This is a genomic window from Halobacillus litoralis, from assembly GCF_020524085.2.
GTDB lineage: Bacteria > Bacillota > Bacilli > Bacillales > Halobacillaceae > Halobacillus > Halobacillus litoralis_E.
The window spans coordinates 1,369,058-1,388,426 of sequence record NZ_CP129016.1; the positions used below are offsets into that span (position 1 = coordinate 1,369,058).

Below are 19,369 nucleotides of genomic sequence, written 5' to 3' on the forward strand. Positions count from 1 at the left end.
GACGGCTCTTACAATAACTCTGTTTCCAAAGGATTCAGGGCAAAAAGGAGTGGAAGAACATGAAAGCAGGAATTCATCCAGAATACCGTAAAGTTGTATTCCTAGACACAAGTTCTAATTTTAAGTTTCTAACAGGGTCTACTAAGACTTCTGAAGAAACAATCGAGTGGGAAGATGGAAACACGTATCCATTGATCCGCGTAGAGATTAGTTCTGCGTCTCACCCGTTCTACACAGGTAAGCAGAAAGCTGACAAAGCTGGCGGCCGTGTGGATCGCTTCAAGAAGAAATATAACCTTTCATAATTATGATACCCCCTCTCCTGAGGGGGGCTTCATCATTTTGAACAAAAACAGGCAAATTGTCTCAGATGTTTGCCTGTTTTTTTGTCAAAAAATAGGGGTATAAAAGTCTTTGAGAGAAAGACGCTATACTCTGCAAAGGACTTATCAATAAGGGGAGCTGTCCTTGGTGATCAAAGCCGCCGGTAAATCGGCGTCATCAAGGGAGCTCTTTTTTGTTGAAATAAAGGGGAGGATACCGGATGATCCCCCCATATTTGAAGCTTGATTGAGTGAGAAGGGAGCGACCGTAGACGTGTATGTAATGAAACAAAGTGGATGGGTCGAACTCATCTGCGGAAGTATGTTCAGCGGAAAATCAGAGGAGTTGATCCGTCGTGTCAGACGCGCGACTTTCGGTAATTTGACAGTCCGTGTCTATAAACCTGCGATTGATGACCGGTACAAAGAAGATGCAGTTGTATCTCATAATGGCACTTCTGTGATGGCTCGTCCTGTAAAAAGCTCGTTGGACATCCTTCAACATGTGACGGATGAAGTGGATGTCGTAGGAATTGATGAATTGCAGTTTTTTGACGAGAATATCGTAGAGGTCGTAGAGTGTTTGGCAGACAAAGGCATACGCGTCATCGTCGCTGGACTGGATACTGACTTCAGGGGTGAACCTTTTGGCAAAATGCCGGAAATGATGGCACTGAGTGAAAGTGTCACCAAATTAAACGCCATCTGCCCTGTTTGTGGTTCACCGGCCAGCCGTACTCAACGCTTGATCGATGGAGCGCCCGCTTCCTATGATGACCCAATCATCCTGGTTGGTGCATCGGAATCATACGAACCGCGTTGCCGCCATCATCACGCAGTACCTAACAAGCCCAGGCAACAGGAAGTAAAAAAGGTTTACGCTGAAAAAACAACATAAACCACTACTCAGACAGCTGATCCCCAGCTGTCTTTTTCTTTTTCACTATTCTAAATAGAAGCTCCCGTTTGTTGAAGGCTCAGTTGCGAGATGCTTTCGGGTTTCGTTTGCCATAATGGGATTTAGGGGTGGCTGGGAAGCTACTCGCTTTCCTGTGGGGCGCGCCGAGCTTCCTCGGACTGCGTCCTGCGGGATCTCGCCTATCTCCTTCTCCCACGGGAGTCTCGCAGCTTCCCAACCACCCCAATCAATGTATGTGAGAAACGAAGCCCTTTACCAAGTTGGGTTGTCTTCCGTTATTCCGATTGTTAAAGACATAAAACGCTCTGTATCAAGATTTCAGAATTCTAATACCTGAGCATAGGATTTTTATCCTTATACTCCCATCAAACTAAATAGCTGTTTTTTTAGGGAAGTGGTTTCGAGACGGCGATATAGAGAAGGGGCGGAGGGGAATGGCGAGACTCCTGCGGGAAAAACGTGCTTGGTGAGACCCCACAGGACGCAGTCCGAGGAGGCTCAAAAGAATAGAGGAAGTTCGATTAAGTTCGGCACGTCCTGTGCCAACATCGAACGACCCCACCTCGTGTGGGGCCCCGCGGAAAGCGAGCTATTCCCCGCAGCCCCCATCCACTCAACAAAAGTCTCGAAACTGAGTCTTCCACAATCCTGCCAGTTAGTGGAATGAATGTGCTGTCTTATTTACTCGATGTGCTCGGTTCCGTTTAAAAAACGGTGTTATGTGATACTTTAAGTGTAGATAAACGTTTGGTCTGGGGGGATAGGAATGGAGAAACGATCCATTCAATCAGAAATGTCGAGCTATATTGGGAAGTTGTTGCGTGACCACTTCGGAAAAGGACCCTCCTCTGTATTCGTCTCTATTGAAGGGAAATTCCTTACCATTTATTTGAAAGATTTTCTTGCGCCAATGGAACGGGTTTTAGTTGGGCAGAAAAATGATAAAAAAGTGGAAGAAACACGAGACCTCATGATGAGAGAATTGATTCCTGATATAAAAGCAACGTTTCGCGCCAGTGCGGGAATATATGTCGACAATCTATATTATGACTGGTCTTTAACTAGACAAACCGGTGTACTCATCGGAGTGATTACTACAGATAACCCTGAAGACGATGAAGGATTAAAGTCTTATGAACACAAAGACGCTGTACATGAAGAAGTGGAAGAACTGAGCAGGAAAGCAGAAAAAACACCTGCTTCTATTCGATCATTTTTGCTGAATGAACGGACATTACTGATAGAGCGGAATGGAATATTGGTAGCTATTGAAAAGGAAATGATCCAAGCAGGATACGAGCAGCCTTTAAAAATTTCCAAACGGAGGCTGGAAAAACGTCTTTTGAATCATGCCTCTTTTGAAACGATTCTTGGGGCAAGCGTAGAAGATGCCTTTGTAGACTGGGATTTCAATAAAGACCGTAGTTATATGGTCCTGATATTGAAACCATAGAGAGGGGGATATAGAATGGTCGGCGAAAAGAACAGCAAGCTGCTGGAGAAGACATTATTGCTTGAAGAATGCATGAATGCCTATAAGTACGCTGTAGAAACTGTACAGAAAAACAGCCCGCTTATGGATGAAATGGCTGCTTCATGTGCGGAGGTTTGCAAAAAGGCGGCAAAAGAATGCTTAACGCTTGGGGTAATGGAAAACGATAAAATATACCTCATGTGTTTAGAGTATGTCTATTTGTGTGAGGAGCTTGAAGGGAATCAAAGGATTAGACAAGAAGACATGAAGAAATCAGTTTAATCCCGACTGTTTTCATATCGTCCATTCTGTACTATAATAGTGATTGGGATGAAACGAAAACGTTTGATCCTTACTGGTGCTTAACTATTGAACGAAGATAACATTTTTATATATTATTCGGTAACATTGATCTGGACAATAGAGCTAGACAAAAGCCGAAAAGTATCTTTCTTTCTACAAGTGGATACTTTTCGGCTTTTTTGTGTTTTTCGAGCTGATTATGCTCAACGAAAGGAGTATGCGCTCTGTATCGTATAGTTGGATTAGATAGCCACCGTATCGTTATTGAGTTTAGAAAAGATAACAAGGATTTGGTTTTTGAAAATTATTCAGATGCTGAAGAGTACCTGAAAATAATCAAAGAAGAAAACATTATTCCTAAAAAATATCATTTACTCATCCAAGAGTAAGCCATCAAACCAAGCGGCCCCTCCCGCTTGGTTTTTTTACGCTTCATTCACTAACGCTCCCTTTACTTAAAGACTTATTTTCGAGACTTTTGTGTGAGTTTAGGGGCTCCGGGAAAAGGTTCGCTTTCCATGGGAGTCTCACCGCGCTTCCGCGGAAAGCGAGTTATTCCCCGCAGCCCCAATATCCACTCAACAAAAGCCTAGAAATCAAGTCCTACACAATCCTGGCACTATGTTGAATAACTAATGGGGCATAAGTGGAGTGGTTTCGGAGACAATAACAGTAAAAAGAGAAGAGGTGCTAGAGATGAAACGATTTTTACTTGTGGCTGGAATGGCCGTTGTTTTATTAAGTGCGTGCGGGTTGCAGGGGGACAAATATCAAGGTATGACAAGCCGTGATGATATAGAGAACATGGGCTACAATAATGAAGTGACTCGCGGACAGGAGAGTCCACGTTCCATGAACAAAGTCGGACATACATGGGGGCTGAAACAGGATAGGGAGAATATGAAAGCAGCAGCCCAGCAACTTTCCGGAGTCGAAGTGAAAAGGATTGCGCTTGAAGCTAACCAAGCGTGGGTAACGGTACACATCAAAGGGGATGAGGATCTTTCCAAAGAGGAAAGATCCGACTGGGAAGCTCAAATCCAAGAAGCTGTTTACCAGGCCGTTCCCCGGTATGACATTCATGTAAAGATTAAATAACCTCCTTATATACGGGGAAATGACTAGAGGTCTGCGGGAGATCCGTAGGAGAAAGTTGTTTCCCTTTTCCTACTTTAAGAATAACCTGTGGAGTGGAAGCGAATTCGTGAGGTCATCTTCTTGAGGAATGGGTTGAGCGGTTGTATCCATGACTTCTCTATAATATAATTAGAATGTTATGGAGAAAGAGGTGCATACCATTGATCGAACGTTTACAAACATTAGAAGATCGTTATGAAAAGTTAAACGAATTACTTAGTGATCCTGAAATTATTTCTGATACGAATAAACTGCGTGAGTATTCCAAAGAACAATCCGGGCTGCAGGAAACAGTGACTGCTTATCGTGAGTATAAAGAAGTGGCAGAGCAATTGGATGATGCGAAGGCGATGCTCGACGACAAAATGGATGCGGATATGGTGGAAATGGTCAAAGAAGAAATTCATGAACTGTCCACCCGCAAACAAGACCTTGAAGAACGCTTGAAAGTTCTTATGCTGCCGAAAGACCCGAATGATGATAAGAACGTCATCATGGAAGTGCGTGGCGCAGCAGGTGGAGATGAAGCCGCTCTATTTGCGGGAGATTTGTACCGTATGTACGCACGCTATGCAGAGGCCCAAGGGTGGAAAACGGAAGTCATTGAAGCGAATGCAAGTGACGTGGGTGGTTACAAGGAAATCATCTTTATGGTGTCGGGAAACATGGCTTATTCCAAGCTGAAGTTCGAAAACGGCGCTCACCGCGTCCAGCGTGTACCTGAAACGGAATCAGGTGGGCGTATTCATACTTCTACCGCGACTGTCGTTGTCATGCCTGAAGCGGAAGAGGTCGAAGTGGAGCTGCATGATAAGGATATTCGTGTTGATACCTTCGCTTCAAGTGGACCGGGAGGACAGAGTGTGAACACCACCATGTCTGCTGTACGTCTGACTCACGAACCGACGGGAACCGTTGTATCCTGCCAGGATGAAAAATCTCAAATCAAAAACAAGGAGAAGGCGATGAAAGTTCTTCGCGCCCGTGTTTATGATAAGTTTCAGCAGGAAGCTCAGGCAGAATACGATGAAAACCGTAAGTCAGCTGTAGGTACAGGGGACCGTTCCGAGCGTATCCGTACGTACAACTTCCCACAGACACGTGTGACGGATCACCGTATTGGTCTAACGTTACAAAAGCTTGATCAGATTCTCCAGGGGAAATATGGATGAAATCATTGATGCTCTCTTGATTGAAGAGCAGACGAAAAAAATGGAGCAGATTGGTGAATAGTATGCAGCCTACTTTTACGTCGATTCGGGAAGCCCGCCGCTGGGCTTCTCTTTTTTTACAACAACATCAACGGGAACCGAGGATAGCTGATTTATTACTGGAACATTTTTTGAATTGGACACCGTCCCAACTTCTTGCTTTTGACGATGAACCGTTACCTGTGGAAGTGGAAAACCGGTTCGTTCAAGCAGTCCAGCAACATGCGGACACAGGAGTGCCTCTCCAGCATCTTACAGGCGTCGGTCATTTTTATGGACGGGAATTTCAAGTCAATGAAGACGTCCTGATTCCAAGGCCTGAAACCGAAGAGCTGGTTCTTGGCGTTATGGATTATGTCCGTCAGAAAAACTTAAAAGCTCCCAGGATTGTTGACCTTGGTACAGGGAGCGGTGTTATTGCGATCACGCTTGCGATTGAACTTCCGAGTAGTGATGTAAGCGGTGTGGATTTATCTGAAGAAGCTCTTGGAATAGCAGAAACCAATGCCTCGCAGCATGGCGCAGATGTTCAATTTTACCAAGGGAACTTTCTAGAATCGCTGCTTGATCAGCCATTCGACATTATTGTTTCCAACCCTCCGTATATTGCTTTTTCCGAAAAAGAAAAAATGGAGGATACGGTGGTGGATTTCGATCCAGAGATGGCTTTATTTGCTGAAGAAGAAGGGCTGGCTGCTTATAAAACCATCCTTACCCAAACTTCTAATATGAAACAAAGGCCGAAATGCCTCGCTTTTGAAATTGGTCATGAGCAAGGGGTATCGGTATCAGCGCTTATCCACGAGATGATGCCGGAATTCCATACAGAGGTGCGGAAGGATATAAATGGGAAAGATCGCATGGTCTTTGCCTTTTCCAATGAACCAAAATAGAAGATTGATAGATTTATGGTTTAAAGTCTATGCTCCCTGTCCATACTAGCGACTAGTAGAGGGACAGGGAGGAAAAGAAAATGAAAAACAGTTGGCTCTTATTCTTATCTTTATCTATTATTATTGCGGTCCTCCCGTGGGGACAACAAACGAAAGCACAGCCTGAATTTCAGGTAATCCCGGATGAAGCCATCCGTCTTCGTATATTAGCGGATAGTAATGACCAGGCGGATCAAAAAGTCAAACGTATGGTTAGAGACGAGGTCAATGCTGAAATTACGGAATGGGTAGCTGAATTGACTTCGATCGAAGCAGCGCGGGAATTGATTCAAAGTCGTCTGCCTGAGCTTCAGGAAATTGTAGGGCAAACCCTTGATAAGGAAGGGATCCAACAGAATTATACGGTCGATTACGATTCTAGTGTTCAATTTCCGACAAAACTATATGGTTCCTTTGTCTATCCGGCTGGAGAATATGAAGCGATTCTCATTACATTGGGAGAAGGAAAAGGGGATAACTGGTGGTGTGTCTTATTCCCGCCTTTATGTTTCCTTGATTTCTCTAATGGTACGAGTGTAGCAGAAGCAGAAGAAGTGACGGAAGAAGAAGTAGAAAAAGAAGAGGAAGAAGAAGTGCAGTTCTTTGTCGTGAAAATATGGGAAAGCATCTTTTCCTAGCATAGAATCCACACCCCTTTTCATAGAGTAGAACAAAGGGGTGTGGATTCTATTATGTATATCGAACAAGTAGAGGATGAGCTGTATCAATTGAAGAAAGCCGACCAGCCGATCGGATCGTTCCGGCTGATCCAACTATCCAAGGGAGCTGGCAAGCTTGAACAGCTTCAAGTAAAAGATCATATTTCTCCCGGTAGAATTTTAGAGGTGTTTGAAGTGATCCAAACCTATGTGGGAAAAGTAGGGTTAAAAGAGCTGCATGTGGAAAGCCATTCCGATACACTTGACTTTCTTTTGCAACACCAACAGTTCAAGAAAAAGGATGTCGAAAAAAGACTGTGGATTTATGAAGTTAATCACAGTTAATTGTGCATAAGTTGCTTAGTTATTCACAAAAGGGGTATTGTTTGTTAATAACTTGTGAATAAAAAAATTCCATACTCAAATTTACTAACGGATTCTTTGGATATGTGGGTAAAATTGTGGATAACTTGAGGACATCTTGTGAATAATGTCTAAATTTGCGATATTTTGTAGAATTAATCATAATAGACAGTGACAGCAGATACGGAATAAAGGGGTACGTACGATGAGTATGGAAACGAAATGGTGGAAACAAAGGAAGAACTCAAAAGATATGGATGCTCATGTCCAAGAAGCTTCGGCTCTACTTAGGGAAAAACAGGTGGTCGCTTTTCCGACGGAAACAGTCTACGGTTTAGGTGCGGATGCAACGGAAAAAGAGGCGGTCCAGCGGATTTTTGAGGCCAAAGGCCGACCAGCAGATAATCCTTTAATTGTTCATGTGGCAGATGAGGATCAAGTGAGTCAGTTAGTATCTGAGATTTCCCCTGTGGCACGGAAACTGATGGATGAATTCTGGCCCGGACCGTTGACTCTTGTTCTCAAGAGTAATGGGACAGCCGCTGAAAATGTGACGGCGGGATTATCCACAATTGGAATTCGAATGCCGGATCACCCCCTTGCTCTTTCCTTACTCCGTAAAACCGGAAAACCATTAGCCGCGCCAAGCGCAAATCGATCTGGAAGACCAAGTCCTACAACGGCCGATCACGTCTATCAGGATTTGGATGGAAAAATTGCCGGCATCTTGGACGGGGGTCCGACAGGTGTCGGAGTGGAATCAACCGTTGTGGACTGCACGACTGAAATCCCTATCATTTTAAGGCCGGGCGGGGTAACAAAGGAAGATTTAGAAAAAATTCTCCCGCAAGTAATGATGGATCCCGCTCTGGCGGATGAAGAACAGAAACCTAAATCTCCGGGAATGAAATACACGCACTACGCGCCGGAAGCACCGCTCTGGCTGGTGGATGGCAATGATGCTTTCTTTTCCGATCAACTTCATCAATTGAAGAAAGATGGAAACCGCGTCGGAGTGATTGCAAGTGATGAACTAGCTGAAAAACTCAGCCACAATTCTCTTATACGTTGTGGTTCAAGATCCCAGCTTAATCAAGTAGCAGAAAAACTTTATGGAGCCTTAAGAGAATTCAAAAAGTCTGATGTAGACCTGATTCTATGTGAAACTTTTCCTGAAGAAGGTGTAGGAGCGGCTATTATGAACCGATTGAATAAAGCCGCTGTCAAAAGAATACAAACCTACTGACATACGCCCCTTCTCTCATGCATACGATGATATAGCATGTCCGGGGAGGGGAAGTTTCAGTTGGAGCATATGACATCACTCATCTTGTTATCGATCGCTTTAGGTCTGGACGCATTCTCTGTTTCATTAGGAATGGGGTTGCAAGCGGTAAGGTTAAGGCACGCTTTTTTTACTGGGATTGTCATCGGAGTTTTTCATATGGTCATGCCTGGATTAGGAATCTTACTTGGAAAATGGCTGTCAGATAGTGCAGCGGAATGGGCCGAATTATCAGGAGGAGTTATGTTGTTTGGCTTAGGCGCTTATGCGGTCTTTGCTTCGTTCACTGAAAAACACTCGGTTTCATACCGAATGACTGGTATCGGGGTGTGGTTATTCGCATTAAGCGTAAGCATTGACAGCTTTCCGGTTGGATTTAGTTTAGGCTTAAGGGAAGCGGAAGTGTTTATCTCTGTCCTTTCCTTCGGTTTATTCAGTATGGTGCTGACATGGACAGGCTTCATTATCGGCCGTCGAGCAGGAGGATTACTTGGAACATACAGTGAACTTCTTGGAGGAAGTATATTGTGTGCTTTAGGGTTGAATGCCATTTTTTGACAGATTTTTCGTCTGATCTGTACCTATGGTACTATAGAGAAAATGGACTATCGATGAGGGGAAGATTGGCTATGAATATATTATTTGTCTGTACAGGAAATACATGCCGAAGCCCAATGGCTGAAGCATTGCTTAAATCGAAGCTTGAAGAAGGAAATGTTCAATCCGCAGGAATTTTCGCGGGCAAAGGAGAACCTCTGGCAAAGAATTCGGATCTCGTTCTTCGGGAAATCGATTTGGAATTAAACCATAAAACAAGGCCTATCGATCCGGATCTTCTGGAATGGTCAGACCTTGTGCTCACCATGACCGACCGTCATAAACAAACCCTCGCACTCCAATACCCAGACTATCAAGAAAAATACTATACGCTTAAAGAGTATGTCCTCATTGATGAAAATCAATGGCAACACTTAAAGAACCTTTATGCAGCCTTCGAAGAGAAACGTCTGTCCATCATCAATGAATATAAAGGCAAGATGGATGATCAGGAACTGGAACAAAAATTGTTCGATGAACTTGAGAACGAAATAAAAGAAATCGACCAGCGAGAGAAAGAGCTTCCAGATTTGAATATCATAGACCCTTTCGGTGGGAATATCACCATTTATCGGAATACCCGTGATGAATTAAATCACTACATTGAACGTCTCGTAGAGAAACTTCGCGACGAGGAATAACACGGATCTTTCACACTTGCCATCCTCGTCGTCTCACTGTTTTTATGACATCATCTATACATATCCCAAAAATCCCAGAGACTCCTCTGGGGTTTTTTATATTCTCCTATTCCAGAAAAGCTCCCTATTCTTGAAGACTCAGTTTCGAGACTTTTGTTGAGTGGGTGGGGCTGCGGCTCATCACTCGCCCACGGAAAGCGAACCTTTTCCCGGAGCCCCTAAACTCCAATGAAAGTCTCGAAATCAAGTCTTACACAATCCTGCCAAATACTTTAATAAAATAGAAGGGTGGGTAGATGGAAAGAGTGGGGTGGAGAGCATTGACAGGGGAGAGGGAAACTGTCACGATAAGATTGATATTAGAAGACGGGAGTGTCTATAGATGAAAGTGATCCTTGCCTCCGACCATGGCGGAGTAAACTTACGAAAAGAAGTAGCAGACGTTTTGAATGAACTTGAAGTAGAATTCGAAGACATCGGGTGTGATTGTGAAGATTCCGTCGATTATCCAGACTACGCAATCCCTGCAGCAGAACGTGTAGCAAACGGAGAATTTGATAAAGCGATCCTCATCTGTGGAACCGGAATCGGTATGTCGATCTCCGCTAATAAAGTGAAGGGAATTCGTGCCGCGTTGGTGCATGACCTTTTCACTGCTAAAGTCACTCGTGAACATAACGACTCGAACGTATTATGCATGGGCGAACGCGTCATCGGACCAGGTTTAGCGCGTGAAATTGCGAGAACATGGGTGTCTACAGACTTCGAAGCAGGTCGTCACGAAAGACGTGTGAGTAAGATTGCCGAATACGAAAATAAGTAATACAATGGGATATAGAAAAGCTGAAGCTTTTTAATAGCTGATGCTGACAATTGAAGGAGGAGCCTGATGCTTCTCCTTTTTTTGTAAAATAAGCCGCTTATAGGGTGTTTACCCTATATATGCTCACACATAGAGGGGGTAGAGAAGTGAAGGATGTGAAGAAGATTCAAAGGGATGTTCGTTCTGTTGTTGATCAGCTTATGGAAACGGGCAGCCTTCAACCGGGTGTTTTTGTTATTGGTTGTTCAACAAGTGAGATTGCAGGGGAAAAAATCGGTACTTCAGGAAGTGAAGCTATTGCTGAAGTGGTTTTCAGTGAGCTGCAACATCTTGCGGAGCGCGCCGGCGTTCATCTCGCTTTCCAGTGCTGTGAACATTTGAATCGTTCGTTAGTTGTCGACCGTTCAGTGATGGAACAGGAGCGTTTGACAGAAGTTTCTGCCGTTCCTGTTCCCACTGCGGGTGGATCAATGGCCTCCTTTGCTTATAAGCATATGAAAGATCCCGTACTTGTGGAGAGGATAGAAGCCAAGGGTGGACTGGATATTGGTGACACACTCATCGGGATGCATTTGAAGCGTATAGCCGTTCCGCTTCGTGTGGCTCAAAAAAATATCGGCCACGCACACATTACGGCAGCGAAAACTCGACCTCCTCTCATTGGTGGGGCACGTGCGGTTTATGTAAGTCAAGAAGAAGCAGGTTCTTGTGATCATTAGGAATGGAAAGGGGAAGCTAGACCATGAATCATGTAAAATCAGCAGATGCAGAAATTTTTGCAGCCGTCCAGGATGAAAGACAACGCCAACAGGATAATATTGAATTAATTGCTTCAGAAAACTTCGTTTCAGAAGCGGTTATGGAAGCGATGGGTTCTGTGCTTACGAATAAATATGCGGAAGGCTATCCAGGTCGTCGTTACTATGGTGGTTGTGAACACGTAGACGTTGTTGAAAACTTAGCGCGCGACCGCGCGAAACAACTCTTTGGAGCCGATCATGCTAATGTTCAGCCGCACTCTGGTGCACAAGCGAACATGGCCGTTTATTTCACCGTGCTTGACCATGGGGATACAGTCCTTGGGATGAATTTGAATCACGGCGGTCATTTGACCCATGGCAGCCCCGTCAACTTCAGCGGTAAATTGTACAATTTTGAAGAGTACGGTGTGGACGAGAAAGATGAAACGATTGATTATGAAGCGGTACTTCAGAAAGCTAAAGAAGTGCAACCTAAAATGATCGTAGCTGGTGCCAGTGCCTACCCAAGAGAAATCGATTTTGCTAAATTCCGTGAAATCGCTGATGAGGTCGGAGCTTATCTCATGGTCGATATGGCACATATCGCAGGGCTGGTTGCTACAGGTCTACACCCGAATCCTGTACCTCACGCTCATTTTGTTACGACAACGACCCATAAAACATTGCGTGGACCTCGTGGTGGAATGATCCTTTGTGAAGAATCTTTCGCTAAGAAGATCGACAAGACTGTGTTCCCAGGAATGCAAGGCGGTCCTTTAATGCATATCATTGCAGCTAAAGCTGTGTCCTTTAAGGAAGCTTTGCAACCAGAATTTAAAGCATATTCCCGACAAATCATCGCCAATGCGAAGCAGCTAGGCGAATCCCTTGTTGAAAAAGGGGTAGACCTTGTTTCTGGTGGAACAGACAACCACTTACTCTTACTTGACTTACGCAGCAAAGGCTTGACCGGCAAAGTTATCGAAAAAGCTTTAGATGAAATCGGTATTACGACAAACAAAAATGCCATCCCGTTCGACCCTGAAAGCCCATTTGTCACAAGCGGAATCCGTATTGGTACAGCGGCTGTTACAAGCCGTGGCTTCAAGGAAGCGGAAATGGAAGAAATTGCAGATCTGATTGCCTTCACTCTAGACCATCATGAGGATGAAGCAAAAATGAAAGAAGCGGAAAAGCGTGTACGCGAATTAACGTCCCGCTTCCCGTTATATCAGACACTCAACTTTTCTTCCATTTAATAAATGGAATTCACCAAGAGCCACTAGATGAATCTAGTGGCTCTTATTAAAGAATCTGGCAGGGTTGCAAAAAGCTTGATTTTGAGACTTTTGTGGCGGTTAAGGAGCTCCGGGAAAAGGTTCGCTTTCCTTGGGCGATTGATGAGCCTCCTCGAGGTAACGCTCTGCGGGGTCTCATCCTACTACGCACTTCCCCGCAGCTCCCATCCACTTAACAAAAGTCTCGAAACTGAGTCTTCAACAAAAGGGAACATTTTTGTAATAATTCGTAATACGATCATAGGTTGCGGAGAGGTTTCTTTTTCTGTACAATTTAAAGGATGTAAATTTTCAGAAGGAGTGAATGGCAATGGCAAACGTTTATGTACTGGATCACCCATTGATTCAACATAAGTTGACGTACATACGTAAAAAAGAGACAGGGACAAAAGACTTCCGTGAATTAGTAGATGAAGTAGCAGCACTTATGGCCTTTGAGATCACCCGAGATCTTCCACTAGAAGAAGTGTCTATCGATACACCAGTCGTACAGGATGCGAAGGCAAAAGTACTGACAGGTAAGAAGATCGGACTTGTTCCTATTCTAAGAGCCGGGCTTGGTATGGTGGATGGGATTATCCAATTGATTCCAGCTGCGAAAATCGGACATGTCGGACTTTACCGAGATCCAGAAACATTGCAGCCCGTCGAATATTATGTGAAACTTCCAAGTGATATCGAAGAACGTGAACTGATTGTCATCGATCCGATGCTTGCGACAGGCGGATCAGCCAATGAAGCAATCCACTCCTTGAAGAAACGTGGAGCACGACAAATTCGTTTGATGTGCCTGGTAGCTGCCCCTGAAGGTGTGGAAGCTGTTCAGAAAGAACACCCTGATGTGGACATCTATCTTGCGGCTCTTGATGAGAAACTGAACGAAAAAGGATATATCGTACCAGGTTTAGGAGATGCCGGAGACCGTTTGTACGGAACCAAATAAAACCACTTCCTCATTAAAGGAGGAGCATTCATGACAGAACGCATAAAAGTAATGACGATATTTGGGACAAGACCGGAAGCTATAAAAATGGCCCCGCTCGTCCTTGAATTAAAAAAACGTGCGGCACAGTTTGAACCAATCGTTGCAGTAACCGCTCAGCACAGAGAGATGCTGGACCAGGTGTTGAATATTTTTGATATCGAACCAGATTTTGATCTTGATATCATGAAAGCCCGCCAGTCACTTGCTCAGGTAACCACTCGTGCTTTAGAAGGTTTGGATGAAGTGATGAAAGAAACAAAACCGGATGTGGTCCTTGTCCATGGAGATACGACGACAACATTCGCCGCTTCTCTGGCTGCCTACTACAACCAGATTCCTGTGGGGCATGTGGAAGCAGGATTGCGTACATGGAACAAGTACTCTCCGTTCCCTGAAGAAATGAATCGTCAGCTGACAGGTGTCATGGCAGACCTTCATTTTGCACCGACGAATAAATCAAGAGACAATCTTCTTGCTGAAAATAAGTCGGAGGACAATATCTTTGTTACCGGGAATACAGCTATTGATGCTTTACAGACGACGGTAGCAGAAGACTATGCGTCTGAAGTGCTTGATGAAGTAGGGGATAAACGCCTTGTTCTGATGACAGCACACCGTCGTGAAAACCTAGGAAACAACATGAAGCAAATGTTCCGCGCGATCAAGCGTCTTGTTCAGGAGCATGACGATATTCAAGTTGTCTATCCGGTTCACTTAAATCCGGTGGTCAAAGAGACAGCCGATGAAATTTTAGGAAATGACGATCGAATCAAGCTGATCGAGCCTCTTGATGTCATCGATTTCCACAATTTCGCTTCAAGAGCACATCTCATTTTGACAGATTCAGGCGGCGTCCAAGAAGAAGCTCCTTCTTTGGGGGTTCCTGTCCTTGTCCTTCGTGACACGACAGAACGCCCGGAGGGAATTGAGGCTGGTACATTGAAACTTGCAGGAACAGAAGAGGATCATATTTTCCACCTCGCTCATGAGTTATTATCTGATGACAATAAACATGAAGCGATGGCTAAAGCCTCCAATCCATATGGAGATGGACAAGCTTCTGCCCGCATTGCAGAGGCGATCCGTTACTTCTTCAAACATCGCGACGACAAACCAGCACCATTCGAAATCGAATAAGTATCATTCAAAAGGACGAGGGTCATTAAGACTCTCGTCCTTTTGTTATACAAGATTTTCTTCCCATGAAATAAAGCTCCCATTACTTGAGGGCTTAGTTTGGAGACTCCCGTGGGAGAGAGGGATAGTCGGGATCCCGCAGGGTTTAATTCTGAGGAAACTCGCGAGGTCACCACAGGAAAGCGAATAGCATCCCAATTCAATTCAGAAACGAACCCTGATGGTATCGAGATCAAGTCTTACATGATCCTGCCAGTATATTAAAGATAATTGTTGGGTTCCGCATAAACGTCTAGCTATGACAAATGCTATGGAAAAAAGGAGCACACACTTATGCGTTATGGAATGATCTTTTTTTCATGTTTGTTTTTATTGACCGGATTCAGTGCTCCTGAACCGAACGAGGAAGTAACGATCATTGTGGAATTGGAGGAGTCACCCGAGAGTTTCTTAAAGGAAATAGAAAGAAGGCTTCCAAGGGTTGAAGTAGTGACGAGTTACGATACTATTTTTTATGGTGTCGCCATAAAAGGAACAGCAAAAGAATTGGATAAAGTGGCGAGAATGGAAGCAGTCAAAAACCAGTATCCCGTGCATACTTACGAAGCATTGGAAGTGGGAGAGGGCGTGTCTTTTTCCACTGAAATGATCAGAAAACAAATGCACCATCCGCAAACAGGGGAGGGTGTGAAGGTCGGAATTATTGATACAGGAATCGATTATAACCATCCTGATCTGAAAGAGAATTATAAGGGAGGTTATGACACGGTTGACTTTGACGATGACCCTATGGAAACCGAAGAAGAGGGCGCGACTATCCATGGGACGCATGTAGCAGGTGTAGTCGGAGCAGATGGAGAAATGAAGGGGATTGCACCAGATGCTGACCTTTATGCGTACCGGGCGTTAGGGCCTGGAGGGGTAGGGTCGTCTGTGCAAGTGATTGCAGCTATAGAAGAGGCTGTGAAAGATGAAATGGATGTCATTAACCTTTCTTTAGGAAATGACGTGAATGGTCCCGATTGGCCAACGACTCATGCCGTGAATAAAGCGATAGAGTTAGGCGTTGTGGTGGTTGTAGCTGCAGGGAATTCTGGTCCCGCTGAATGGACCATAGGGTCTCCAGCTACATCTTCAGACGCCATCACGGTAGGAGCTTCTGCTTTATCTATGAAAGCTCCCGTCCTGAAAGTCCCGGGTGAAAGGGAGAAGGTTTTGATCCAAACGATGTCTGGATCTGTTCCGTGGGAGTTATCAAAAAAATATCCGGTCACCTATGCAGGGACAGGGGAAGAAGACTTTGGGAATGTACGTGGGAATATCGTTTTATTTGAAAGAGGAGGCCTCCCCTTTAGTCATAAAGCTTTAAAAGCTTATCAAAAAGGTGCGGTAGCTGTCTTGATCTACAACAATGAGGAAGGCAATTTCCAAGGTGGATTAGATGGGGTGAAACTGCCAATTCCTGTAGCTTCTCTTTCAAACAAAGCGGGACGTTGGTTAAAAGAAAAAGTGATTCAACCAAATCAATGGGTGGAAACATTGGATCTCTCCTTAGGTGACCAAGTAGCACCTTTCAGTTCAAGGGGACCAGTCACGACGAATTGGGAGATCAAACCTGATATTCTTGCTCCTGGGAGTCGATATATACAGTACAGTACCAGGTGGGTACCAATCTTTACAAGGAACGAGTATGGCTGCCCCTCATGTAGCCGGTATGGCAGCCTTGATCAAGGAAGCTCATCCGGATTGGGAGTCCTGCAGAAGTCAAACAGGCGTTGACAAGTACAGCGGATTTGATACTGACTGGTGAGGAACCTTTTCCACCCACAGAGCAAGGGGCTGGTTATGTAGATATTGATGAAGCATTGAATCCAGCACTACTTATCGAGCAGAGCTCTTTATCATTCGGAAAAATTGAGGAGCGGCTTTATCGAAAACGATTGCCTTTAACAGTTAGGAATTTAAAGGACGAACCTGTTACGATTTCCATTGAAACACCTGCAATGAAAAGTGGAGTTACTTGGACGGTGCCAATGTCTGTAGAAATTGCACCCGGACACTCGAAAGAACTTCCTGTTGAACTCCGGGTTTCTGCTGCTTTTGTAGATGATGGTGTGCATGAAGGTTTTCTGAAACTGCAAGAGGGAAACAAAGTTTATGCCATTCCTTACGTGTATGTGAAAGAAACGTCCAGTTATGAAGTTGTATCAGGGTTTGAGATGGAAACGTCCTAGCAAAACGATCAGAAAGCTACTTATCGTTTTCACTTAGCTGAAGAAGTGGATGAAATGAGAATTGATCTATACAGGGCAGGTACGATGTTGACGGCTGGTACTCTATTAGATGTGAAAGATTTGCAACCTGGACTTGTGGAAGGTGAAGTGGAGATTGACGAAATGAATTTAGATGGGAGTTATCTTGCAATCGTAACCGTTGGAATAGATAAAAAAGAATCCATCTACCCGTTCCCTATATATATAGAAGGAAATGGGTGAAACGCTGCGCTTGAAAGGCGCAGCGTTATTAAATGAGCAGACTCTAAAAGAAGGAGGGGAGGTCATATATAGGAAATGGATGTCTTATCGACCTATTAGAAAGTAGAGATAAATTTTGTATTGTGTTCCATATATTTGGAGATGGTGAGAACGTTAAGGAAATGTGACGAAAATGTGATCGAAATTTGTCTTTCATTTGTACTTTTGCTCACAAACTCATTGACATCAAACCACCCCTATTGTATTCTTACATAGGATAGAATGATAAGGTTTTCATAGAAGGTTATTTACAGGATTTCTACATCTCCTACCCTAAAAGTGAGAGTGTAAAAATGAAACGTTCTAAGTTGCCATTTCATGCTATGGCGCTCACCAGCGCGATCATTTCTCAATTAGCCGGCGGCCCTTTAGCTGGTGTTTTTATTGGGAAATGGATCGATGGCCTACTATCTACCACACCTACATTCCTGATTATTGGACTTTTCCTCGGTTTAGGGGCAGGTACATATGGGACTATTCATTTAGTACGCACGTACTCGGGAGACGATTAACATGGAAGACTATCAACAGATGATATCCCGTCAAAGAAAATGGATGTTCTACCTTTTAGCATTTCTCGTTCTAGGATGGGGGCTTACACCTTGGAAAACGGTTTTTTTAGGCCTTTTATTAGGAACCACGTTAAGCTTTTACAATCTATGGACGATGCAAAGAAAAATATCCAAATTGGGCGAACATTCCACGGTCACATCAAAATCTAAGCAACGAAAACCAAATATTGGTACGTTTACACGATTAGCCACAGGCGCATTAGCAGCCGTTATAGCACTTCAATTCGAAGAACATTTCCACATTATTTCAGTAGTATTGGGCTTAATGACAGCCTACTTTGTCATTTTAATAGACTACCTGTTTAAACATGAAACAGAATAGCACGATGGAAGAGAGGTGAACAGAATGAATCACAAAGCACCAATGTTGGAGGATGCGTTTGGTCTTGAATGGCTAGACTTCAACCTGTCCAACGTTTTAATGATGCTGATTGCTTCAGTCATCGTTTTTATTGTTGCTGTAGCTGCAACGCGAAGTTTAGAACGGCGTCCAAAGGGTTTTCAAAACTTTATGGAATGGCTTATTGACTTTGTAAAAGGTATTATTGGTTCAAACATGGACTGGAATGTAGGGAGGCTTTTTCTACCATTAGGATTAACTCTCTTCACGTATATCTTTGTCTCTAACATGCTGGGGGTAGTCACGATTTTCGCGCCACATCACGTTCTTTGGTGGAAATCACCGACATCCGATCCAGGCATCACCTTAACCCTTGCTGTTATGGTTGTCGTTCTCACCAATTATTACGGTGTGAAGATGAGAGGTGCCAATGAAGTTGGAAAAGACTTCATGCGACCACTTCCATTCTTGCTCCCATTCAAAATTATTGAGGAGTTTTCTAACACGTTAACCCTAGGACTTCGACTATACGGGAATATTTACGCAGGGGAAATTCTGCTGGGATTACTAGCAGGAATTGCTTCAGCTGGTTTCCTAGGTTTCTTGGGGGGAGTAATTCCTATGTTAGCGTGGCAGGCATTCAGTACATTCGTAGGCTTTATCCAAGCGTTCATTTTTACTATGTTGACAATGGTTTATATGTCTCACAAAGTGAGTTCTGACCATTAATAAATAACAAATTTAAATACATTCGAGGAGGAATTTAACATGGGTCTGATTGCAGCAGCAATTGCAGTAGGTCTTGCAGCAGTAGGTGCAGGTATTGGTAACGGTTTAATCGTAGGTAGAACAGTAGAAGGTATTGCACGTCAACCGGAATTACGAGGTACGCTTCAAACAACAATGTTCATTGGTGTAGCCCTAGTAGAGGCACTTCCAATCATTGGTGTCGTAATTGCATTTATCGTAATGGGTCAATAAACACATGTGAGAGTGATGGCGAAGCGATGAATTTCTTCGCCATCTTCTATACATCAGCCAAATACTATTTACCCATTTCTTGAGAATTAAAACTTCGACTTAAACTTTTAAGCCG

At 44.0% G+C, this 19,369-nt stretch carries 23 protein-coding genes and 2 pseudogenes; all 25 read left to right on the plus strand.

The window, feature by feature from the left end; genetic code table 11:
• Positions 1-59: 59 nt before the first annotated feature.
• The 25 genes and pseudogenes from LC065_RS06965 (at position 60) to atpE (ending at position 19,254) form a co-directional block, all read left to right on the plus strand.
• Complete coding sequence (locus LC065_RS06965; RefSeq protein ID WP_008632303.1) at positions 60-305, plus strand: type B 50S ribosomal protein L31; 246 nt, start codon at positions 60-62, stop codon at positions 303-305.
• A 292-nt stretch (positions 306-597) separates the two neighbouring features.
• Complete coding sequence (locus tag LC065_RS06970) at positions 598-1,221, plus strand: thymidine kinase (RefSeq protein WP_226592740.1); 624 nt, start codon at positions 598-600, stop codon at positions 1,219-1,221.
• A gap of 787 nt (positions 1,222-2,008) precedes the next feature.
• Positions 2,009-2,695: a Na-translocating system protein MpsC family protein gene (locus tag LC065_RS06975; protein ID WP_226592738.1), complete on the plus strand. Its 687-nt coding sequence runs from the start codon at positions 2,009-2,011 to the stop codon at positions 2,693-2,695.
• Between the two features lie 15 nt (positions 2,696-2,710).
• Positions 2,711-2,998: a four-helix bundle copper-binding protein gene (locus LC065_RS06980; RefSeq protein ID WP_226592736.1), complete on the plus strand. Its 288-nt coding sequence runs from the start codon at positions 2,711-2,713 to the stop codon at positions 2,996-2,998.
• Between the two features lie 717 nt (positions 2,999-3,715).
• Positions 3,716-4,117: an LptM family lipoprotein gene (locus LC065_RS06985; RefSeq protein WP_226592734.1), complete on the plus strand. Its 402-nt coding sequence runs from the start codon at positions 3,716-3,718 to the stop codon at positions 4,115-4,117.
• A 200-nt stretch (positions 4,118-4,317) separates the two neighbouring features.
• Positions 4,318-5,389 (plus strand): annotated as a pseudogene (gene prfA, locus LC065_RS06990) (peptide chain release factor 1).
• 1 nt (position 5,390) lies between these two features.
• On the plus strand, positions 5,391-6,260 hold the full coding sequence (gene prmC / locus LC065_RS06995; RefSeq protein ID WP_226592832.1) for a peptide chain release factor N(5)-glutamine methyltransferase: 870 nt from the start codon (positions 5,391-5,393) through the stop codon (positions 6,258-6,260).
• Positions 6,261-6,340: 80 nt separating this feature from the next.
• Complete coding sequence (spoIIR, locus tag LC065_RS07000) at positions 6,341-6,937, plus strand: stage II sporulation protein R (RefSeq protein ID WP_226592732.1); 597 nt, start codon at positions 6,341-6,343, stop codon at positions 6,935-6,937.
• A 54-nt stretch (positions 6,938-6,991) separates the two neighbouring features.
• Positions 6,992-7,303, plus strand: a complete 312-nt coding sequence (locus tag LC065_RS07005) for a hypothetical protein (RefSeq protein WP_226592730.1) — start codon at positions 6,992-6,994, stop codon at positions 7,301-7,303.
• A gap of 223 nt (positions 7,304-7,526) precedes the next feature.
• Positions 7,527-8,567, plus strand: coding sequence for an L-threonylcarbamoyladenylate synthase (locus LC065_RS07010; RefSeq protein ID WP_226592728.1), 1,041 nt, complete (start codon positions 7,527-7,529; stop codon positions 8,565-8,567).
• A gap of 69 nt (positions 8,568-8,636) precedes the next feature.
• Entirely contained in the window at positions 8,637-9,164 is a 528-nt protein-coding gene (locus LC065_RS07015; protein WP_226592830.1) for a manganese efflux pump MntP, read from the plus strand.
• A gap of 71 nt (positions 9,165-9,235) precedes the next feature.
• Positions 9,236-9,844, plus strand: coding sequence for a low molecular weight protein arginine phosphatase (locus LC065_RS07020; protein WP_226592726.1), 609 nt, complete (start codon positions 9,236-9,238; stop codon positions 9,842-9,844).
• Positions 9,845-10,226: 382 nt separating this feature from the next.
• Entirely contained in the window at positions 10,227-10,667 is a 441-nt protein-coding gene (gene rpiB, locus LC065_RS07025; protein ID WP_226592724.1) for a ribose 5-phosphate isomerase B, read from the plus strand.
• A 155-nt stretch (positions 10,668-10,822) separates the two neighbouring features.
• Positions 10,823-11,386 carry a TIGR01440 family protein gene (locus LC065_RS07030; RefSeq protein WP_226592828.1) on the plus strand — a complete coding sequence of 188 codons (564 nt, stop codon included), beginning with the start codon at positions 10,823-10,825 and terminating at the stop codon, positions 11,384-11,386.
• 23 nt (positions 11,387-11,409) lie between these two features.
• A complete protein-coding gene (gene glyA, locus LC065_RS07035; protein ID WP_226592722.1) occupies positions 11,410-12,666 on the plus strand; it encodes a serine hydroxymethyltransferase in 1,257 nt (418 codons plus the stop codon).
• Positions 12,667-13,015: 349 nt separating this feature from the next.
• A complete protein-coding gene (gene upp, locus LC065_RS07040; protein ID WP_146817609.1) occupies positions 13,016-13,648 on the plus strand; it encodes a uracil phosphoribosyltransferase in 633 nt (210 codons plus the stop codon).
• Between the two features lie 30 nt (positions 13,649-13,678).
• Positions 13,679-14,827 carry a non-hydrolyzing UDP-N-acetylglucosamine 2-epimerase gene (wecB, locus tag LC065_RS07045; RefSeq protein WP_226592720.1) on the plus strand — a complete coding sequence of 383 codons (1,149 nt, stop codon included), beginning with the start codon at positions 13,679-13,681 and terminating at the stop codon, positions 14,825-14,827.
• Positions 14,828-15,487: 660 nt separating this feature from the next.
• A pseudogene (locus tag LC065_RS20435) lies at positions 15,488-16,417 on the plus strand (S8 family serine peptidase); the annotation flags it as partial.
• 100 nt (positions 16,418-16,517) lie between these two features.
• Entirely contained in the window at positions 16,518-16,637 is a 120-nt protein-coding gene (locus LC065_RS20440) for a S8 family serine peptidase (protein ID WP_371933416.1), read from the plus strand.
• Complete coding sequence (locus LC065_RS07055) at positions 16,603-17,061, plus strand: hypothetical protein (protein WP_306163848.1); 459 nt, start codon at positions 16,603-16,605, stop codon at positions 17,059-17,061. The genes LC065_RS20440 and LC065_RS07055 overlap by 35 nt, the downstream gene beginning before the upstream one ends.
• A gap of 54 nt (positions 17,062-17,115) precedes the next feature.
• Positions 17,116-17,322 carry a hypothetical protein gene (locus tag LC065_RS07060; protein WP_306163849.1) on the plus strand — a complete coding sequence of 69 codons (207 nt, stop codon included), beginning with the start codon at positions 17,116-17,118 and terminating at the stop codon, positions 17,320-17,322.
• A gap of 332 nt (positions 17,323-17,654) precedes the next feature.
• On the plus strand, positions 17,655-17,873 hold the full coding sequence (locus tag LC065_RS07065; protein ID WP_226592717.1) for an AtpZ/AtpI family protein: 219 nt from the start codon (positions 17,655-17,657) through the stop codon (positions 17,871-17,873).
• Position 17,874: 1 nt separating this feature from the next.
• On the plus strand, positions 17,875-18,255 hold the full coding sequence (locus tag LC065_RS07070) for an ATP synthase subunit I (protein WP_226592715.1): 381 nt from the start codon (positions 17,875-17,877) through the stop codon (positions 18,253-18,255).
• Positions 18,256-18,279: 24 nt separating this feature from the next.
• The gene (gene atpB, locus LC065_RS07075) at positions 18,280-19,002 is read left to right on the plus strand and encodes a F0F1 ATP synthase subunit A (protein WP_226592713.1); all 723 of its coding nucleotides are present in this window, start codon (positions 18,280-18,282) and stop codon (positions 19,000-19,002) included.
• 39 nt (positions 19,003-19,041) lie between these two features.
• Positions 19,042-19,254, plus strand: coding sequence for a F0F1 ATP synthase subunit C (atpE, locus tag LC065_RS07080; protein WP_226592711.1), 213 nt, complete (start codon positions 19,042-19,044; stop codon positions 19,252-19,254).
• Positions 19,255-19,369: the final 115 nt, after the last annotated feature.

Coding starts and splice junctions, on each gene's coding strand:
- LC065_RS06965 (WP_008632303.1), top strand. CDS start 60: ATGAAAGCAGGAATTCATCCAGAATACCGTAAAGTTGTATTCCTAGAC.
- LC065_RS06975 (WP_226592738.1), top strand. CDS start 2,009: ATGGAGAAACGATCCATTCAATCAGAAATGTCGAGCTATATTGGGAAG.
- LC065_RS06980 (WP_226592736.1), top strand. CDS start 2,711: ATGGTCGGCGAAAAGAACAGCAAGCTGCTGGAGAAGACATTATTGCTT.
- LC065_RS06985 (WP_226592734.1), top strand. CDS start 3,716: ATGAAACGATTTTTACTTGTGGCTGGAATGGCCGTTGTTTTATTAAGT.
- prmC (WP_226592832.1), top strand. CDS start 5,391: ATGCAGCCTACTTTTACGTCGATTCGGGAAGCCCGCCGCTGGGCTTCT.
- spoIIR (WP_226592732.1), top strand. CDS start 6,341: ATGAAAAACAGTTGGCTCTTATTCTTATCTTTATCTATTATTATTGCG.
- LC065_RS07005 (WP_226592730.1), top strand. CDS start 6,992: ATGTATATCGAACAAGTAGAGGATGAGCTGTATCAATTGAAGAAAGCC.
- LC065_RS07010 (WP_226592728.1), top strand. CDS start 7,527: ATGAGTATGGAAACGAAATGGTGGAAACAAAGGAAGAACTCAAAAGAT.
- LC065_RS07015 (WP_226592830.1), top strand. CDS start 8,637: ATGACATCACTCATCTTGTTATCGATCGCTTTAGGTCTGGACGCATTC.
- LC065_RS07020 (WP_226592726.1), top strand. CDS start 9,236: ATGAATATATTATTTGTCTGTACAGGAAATACATGCCGAAGCCCAATG.
- rpiB (WP_226592724.1), top strand. CDS start 10,227: ATGAAAGTGATCCTTGCCTCCGACCATGGCGGAGTAAACTTACGAAAA.
- glyA (WP_226592722.1), top strand. CDS start 11,410: ATGAATCATGTAAAATCAGCAGATGCAGAAATTTTTGCAGCCGTCCAG.
- upp (WP_146817609.1), top strand. CDS start 13,016: ATGGCAAACGTTTATGTACTGGATCACCCATTGATTCAACATAAGTTG.
- wecB (WP_226592720.1), top strand. CDS start 13,679: ATGACAGAACGCATAAAAGTAATGACGATATTTGGGACAAGACCGGAA.
- LC065_RS20440 (WP_371933416.1), top strand. CDS start 16,518: ATGGCTGCCCCTCATGTAGCCGGTATGGCAGCCTTGATCAAGGAAGCT.
- LC065_RS07060 (WP_306163849.1), top strand. CDS start 17,116: ATGAGAATTGATCTATACAGGGCAGGTACGATGTTGACGGCTGGTACT.
- LC065_RS07065 (WP_226592717.1), top strand. CDS start 17,655: ATGAAACGTTCTAAGTTGCCATTTCATGCTATGGCGCTCACCAGCGCG.
- LC065_RS07070 (WP_226592715.1), top strand. CDS start 17,875: ATGGAAGACTATCAACAGATGATATCCCGTCAAAGAAAATGGATGTTC.
- atpB (WP_226592713.1), top strand. CDS start 18,280: ATGAATCACAAAGCACCAATGTTGGAGGATGCGTTTGGTCTTGAATGG.
- atpE (WP_226592711.1), top strand. CDS start 19,042: ATGGGTCTGATTGCAGCAGCAATTGCAGTAGGTCTTGCAGCAGTAGGT.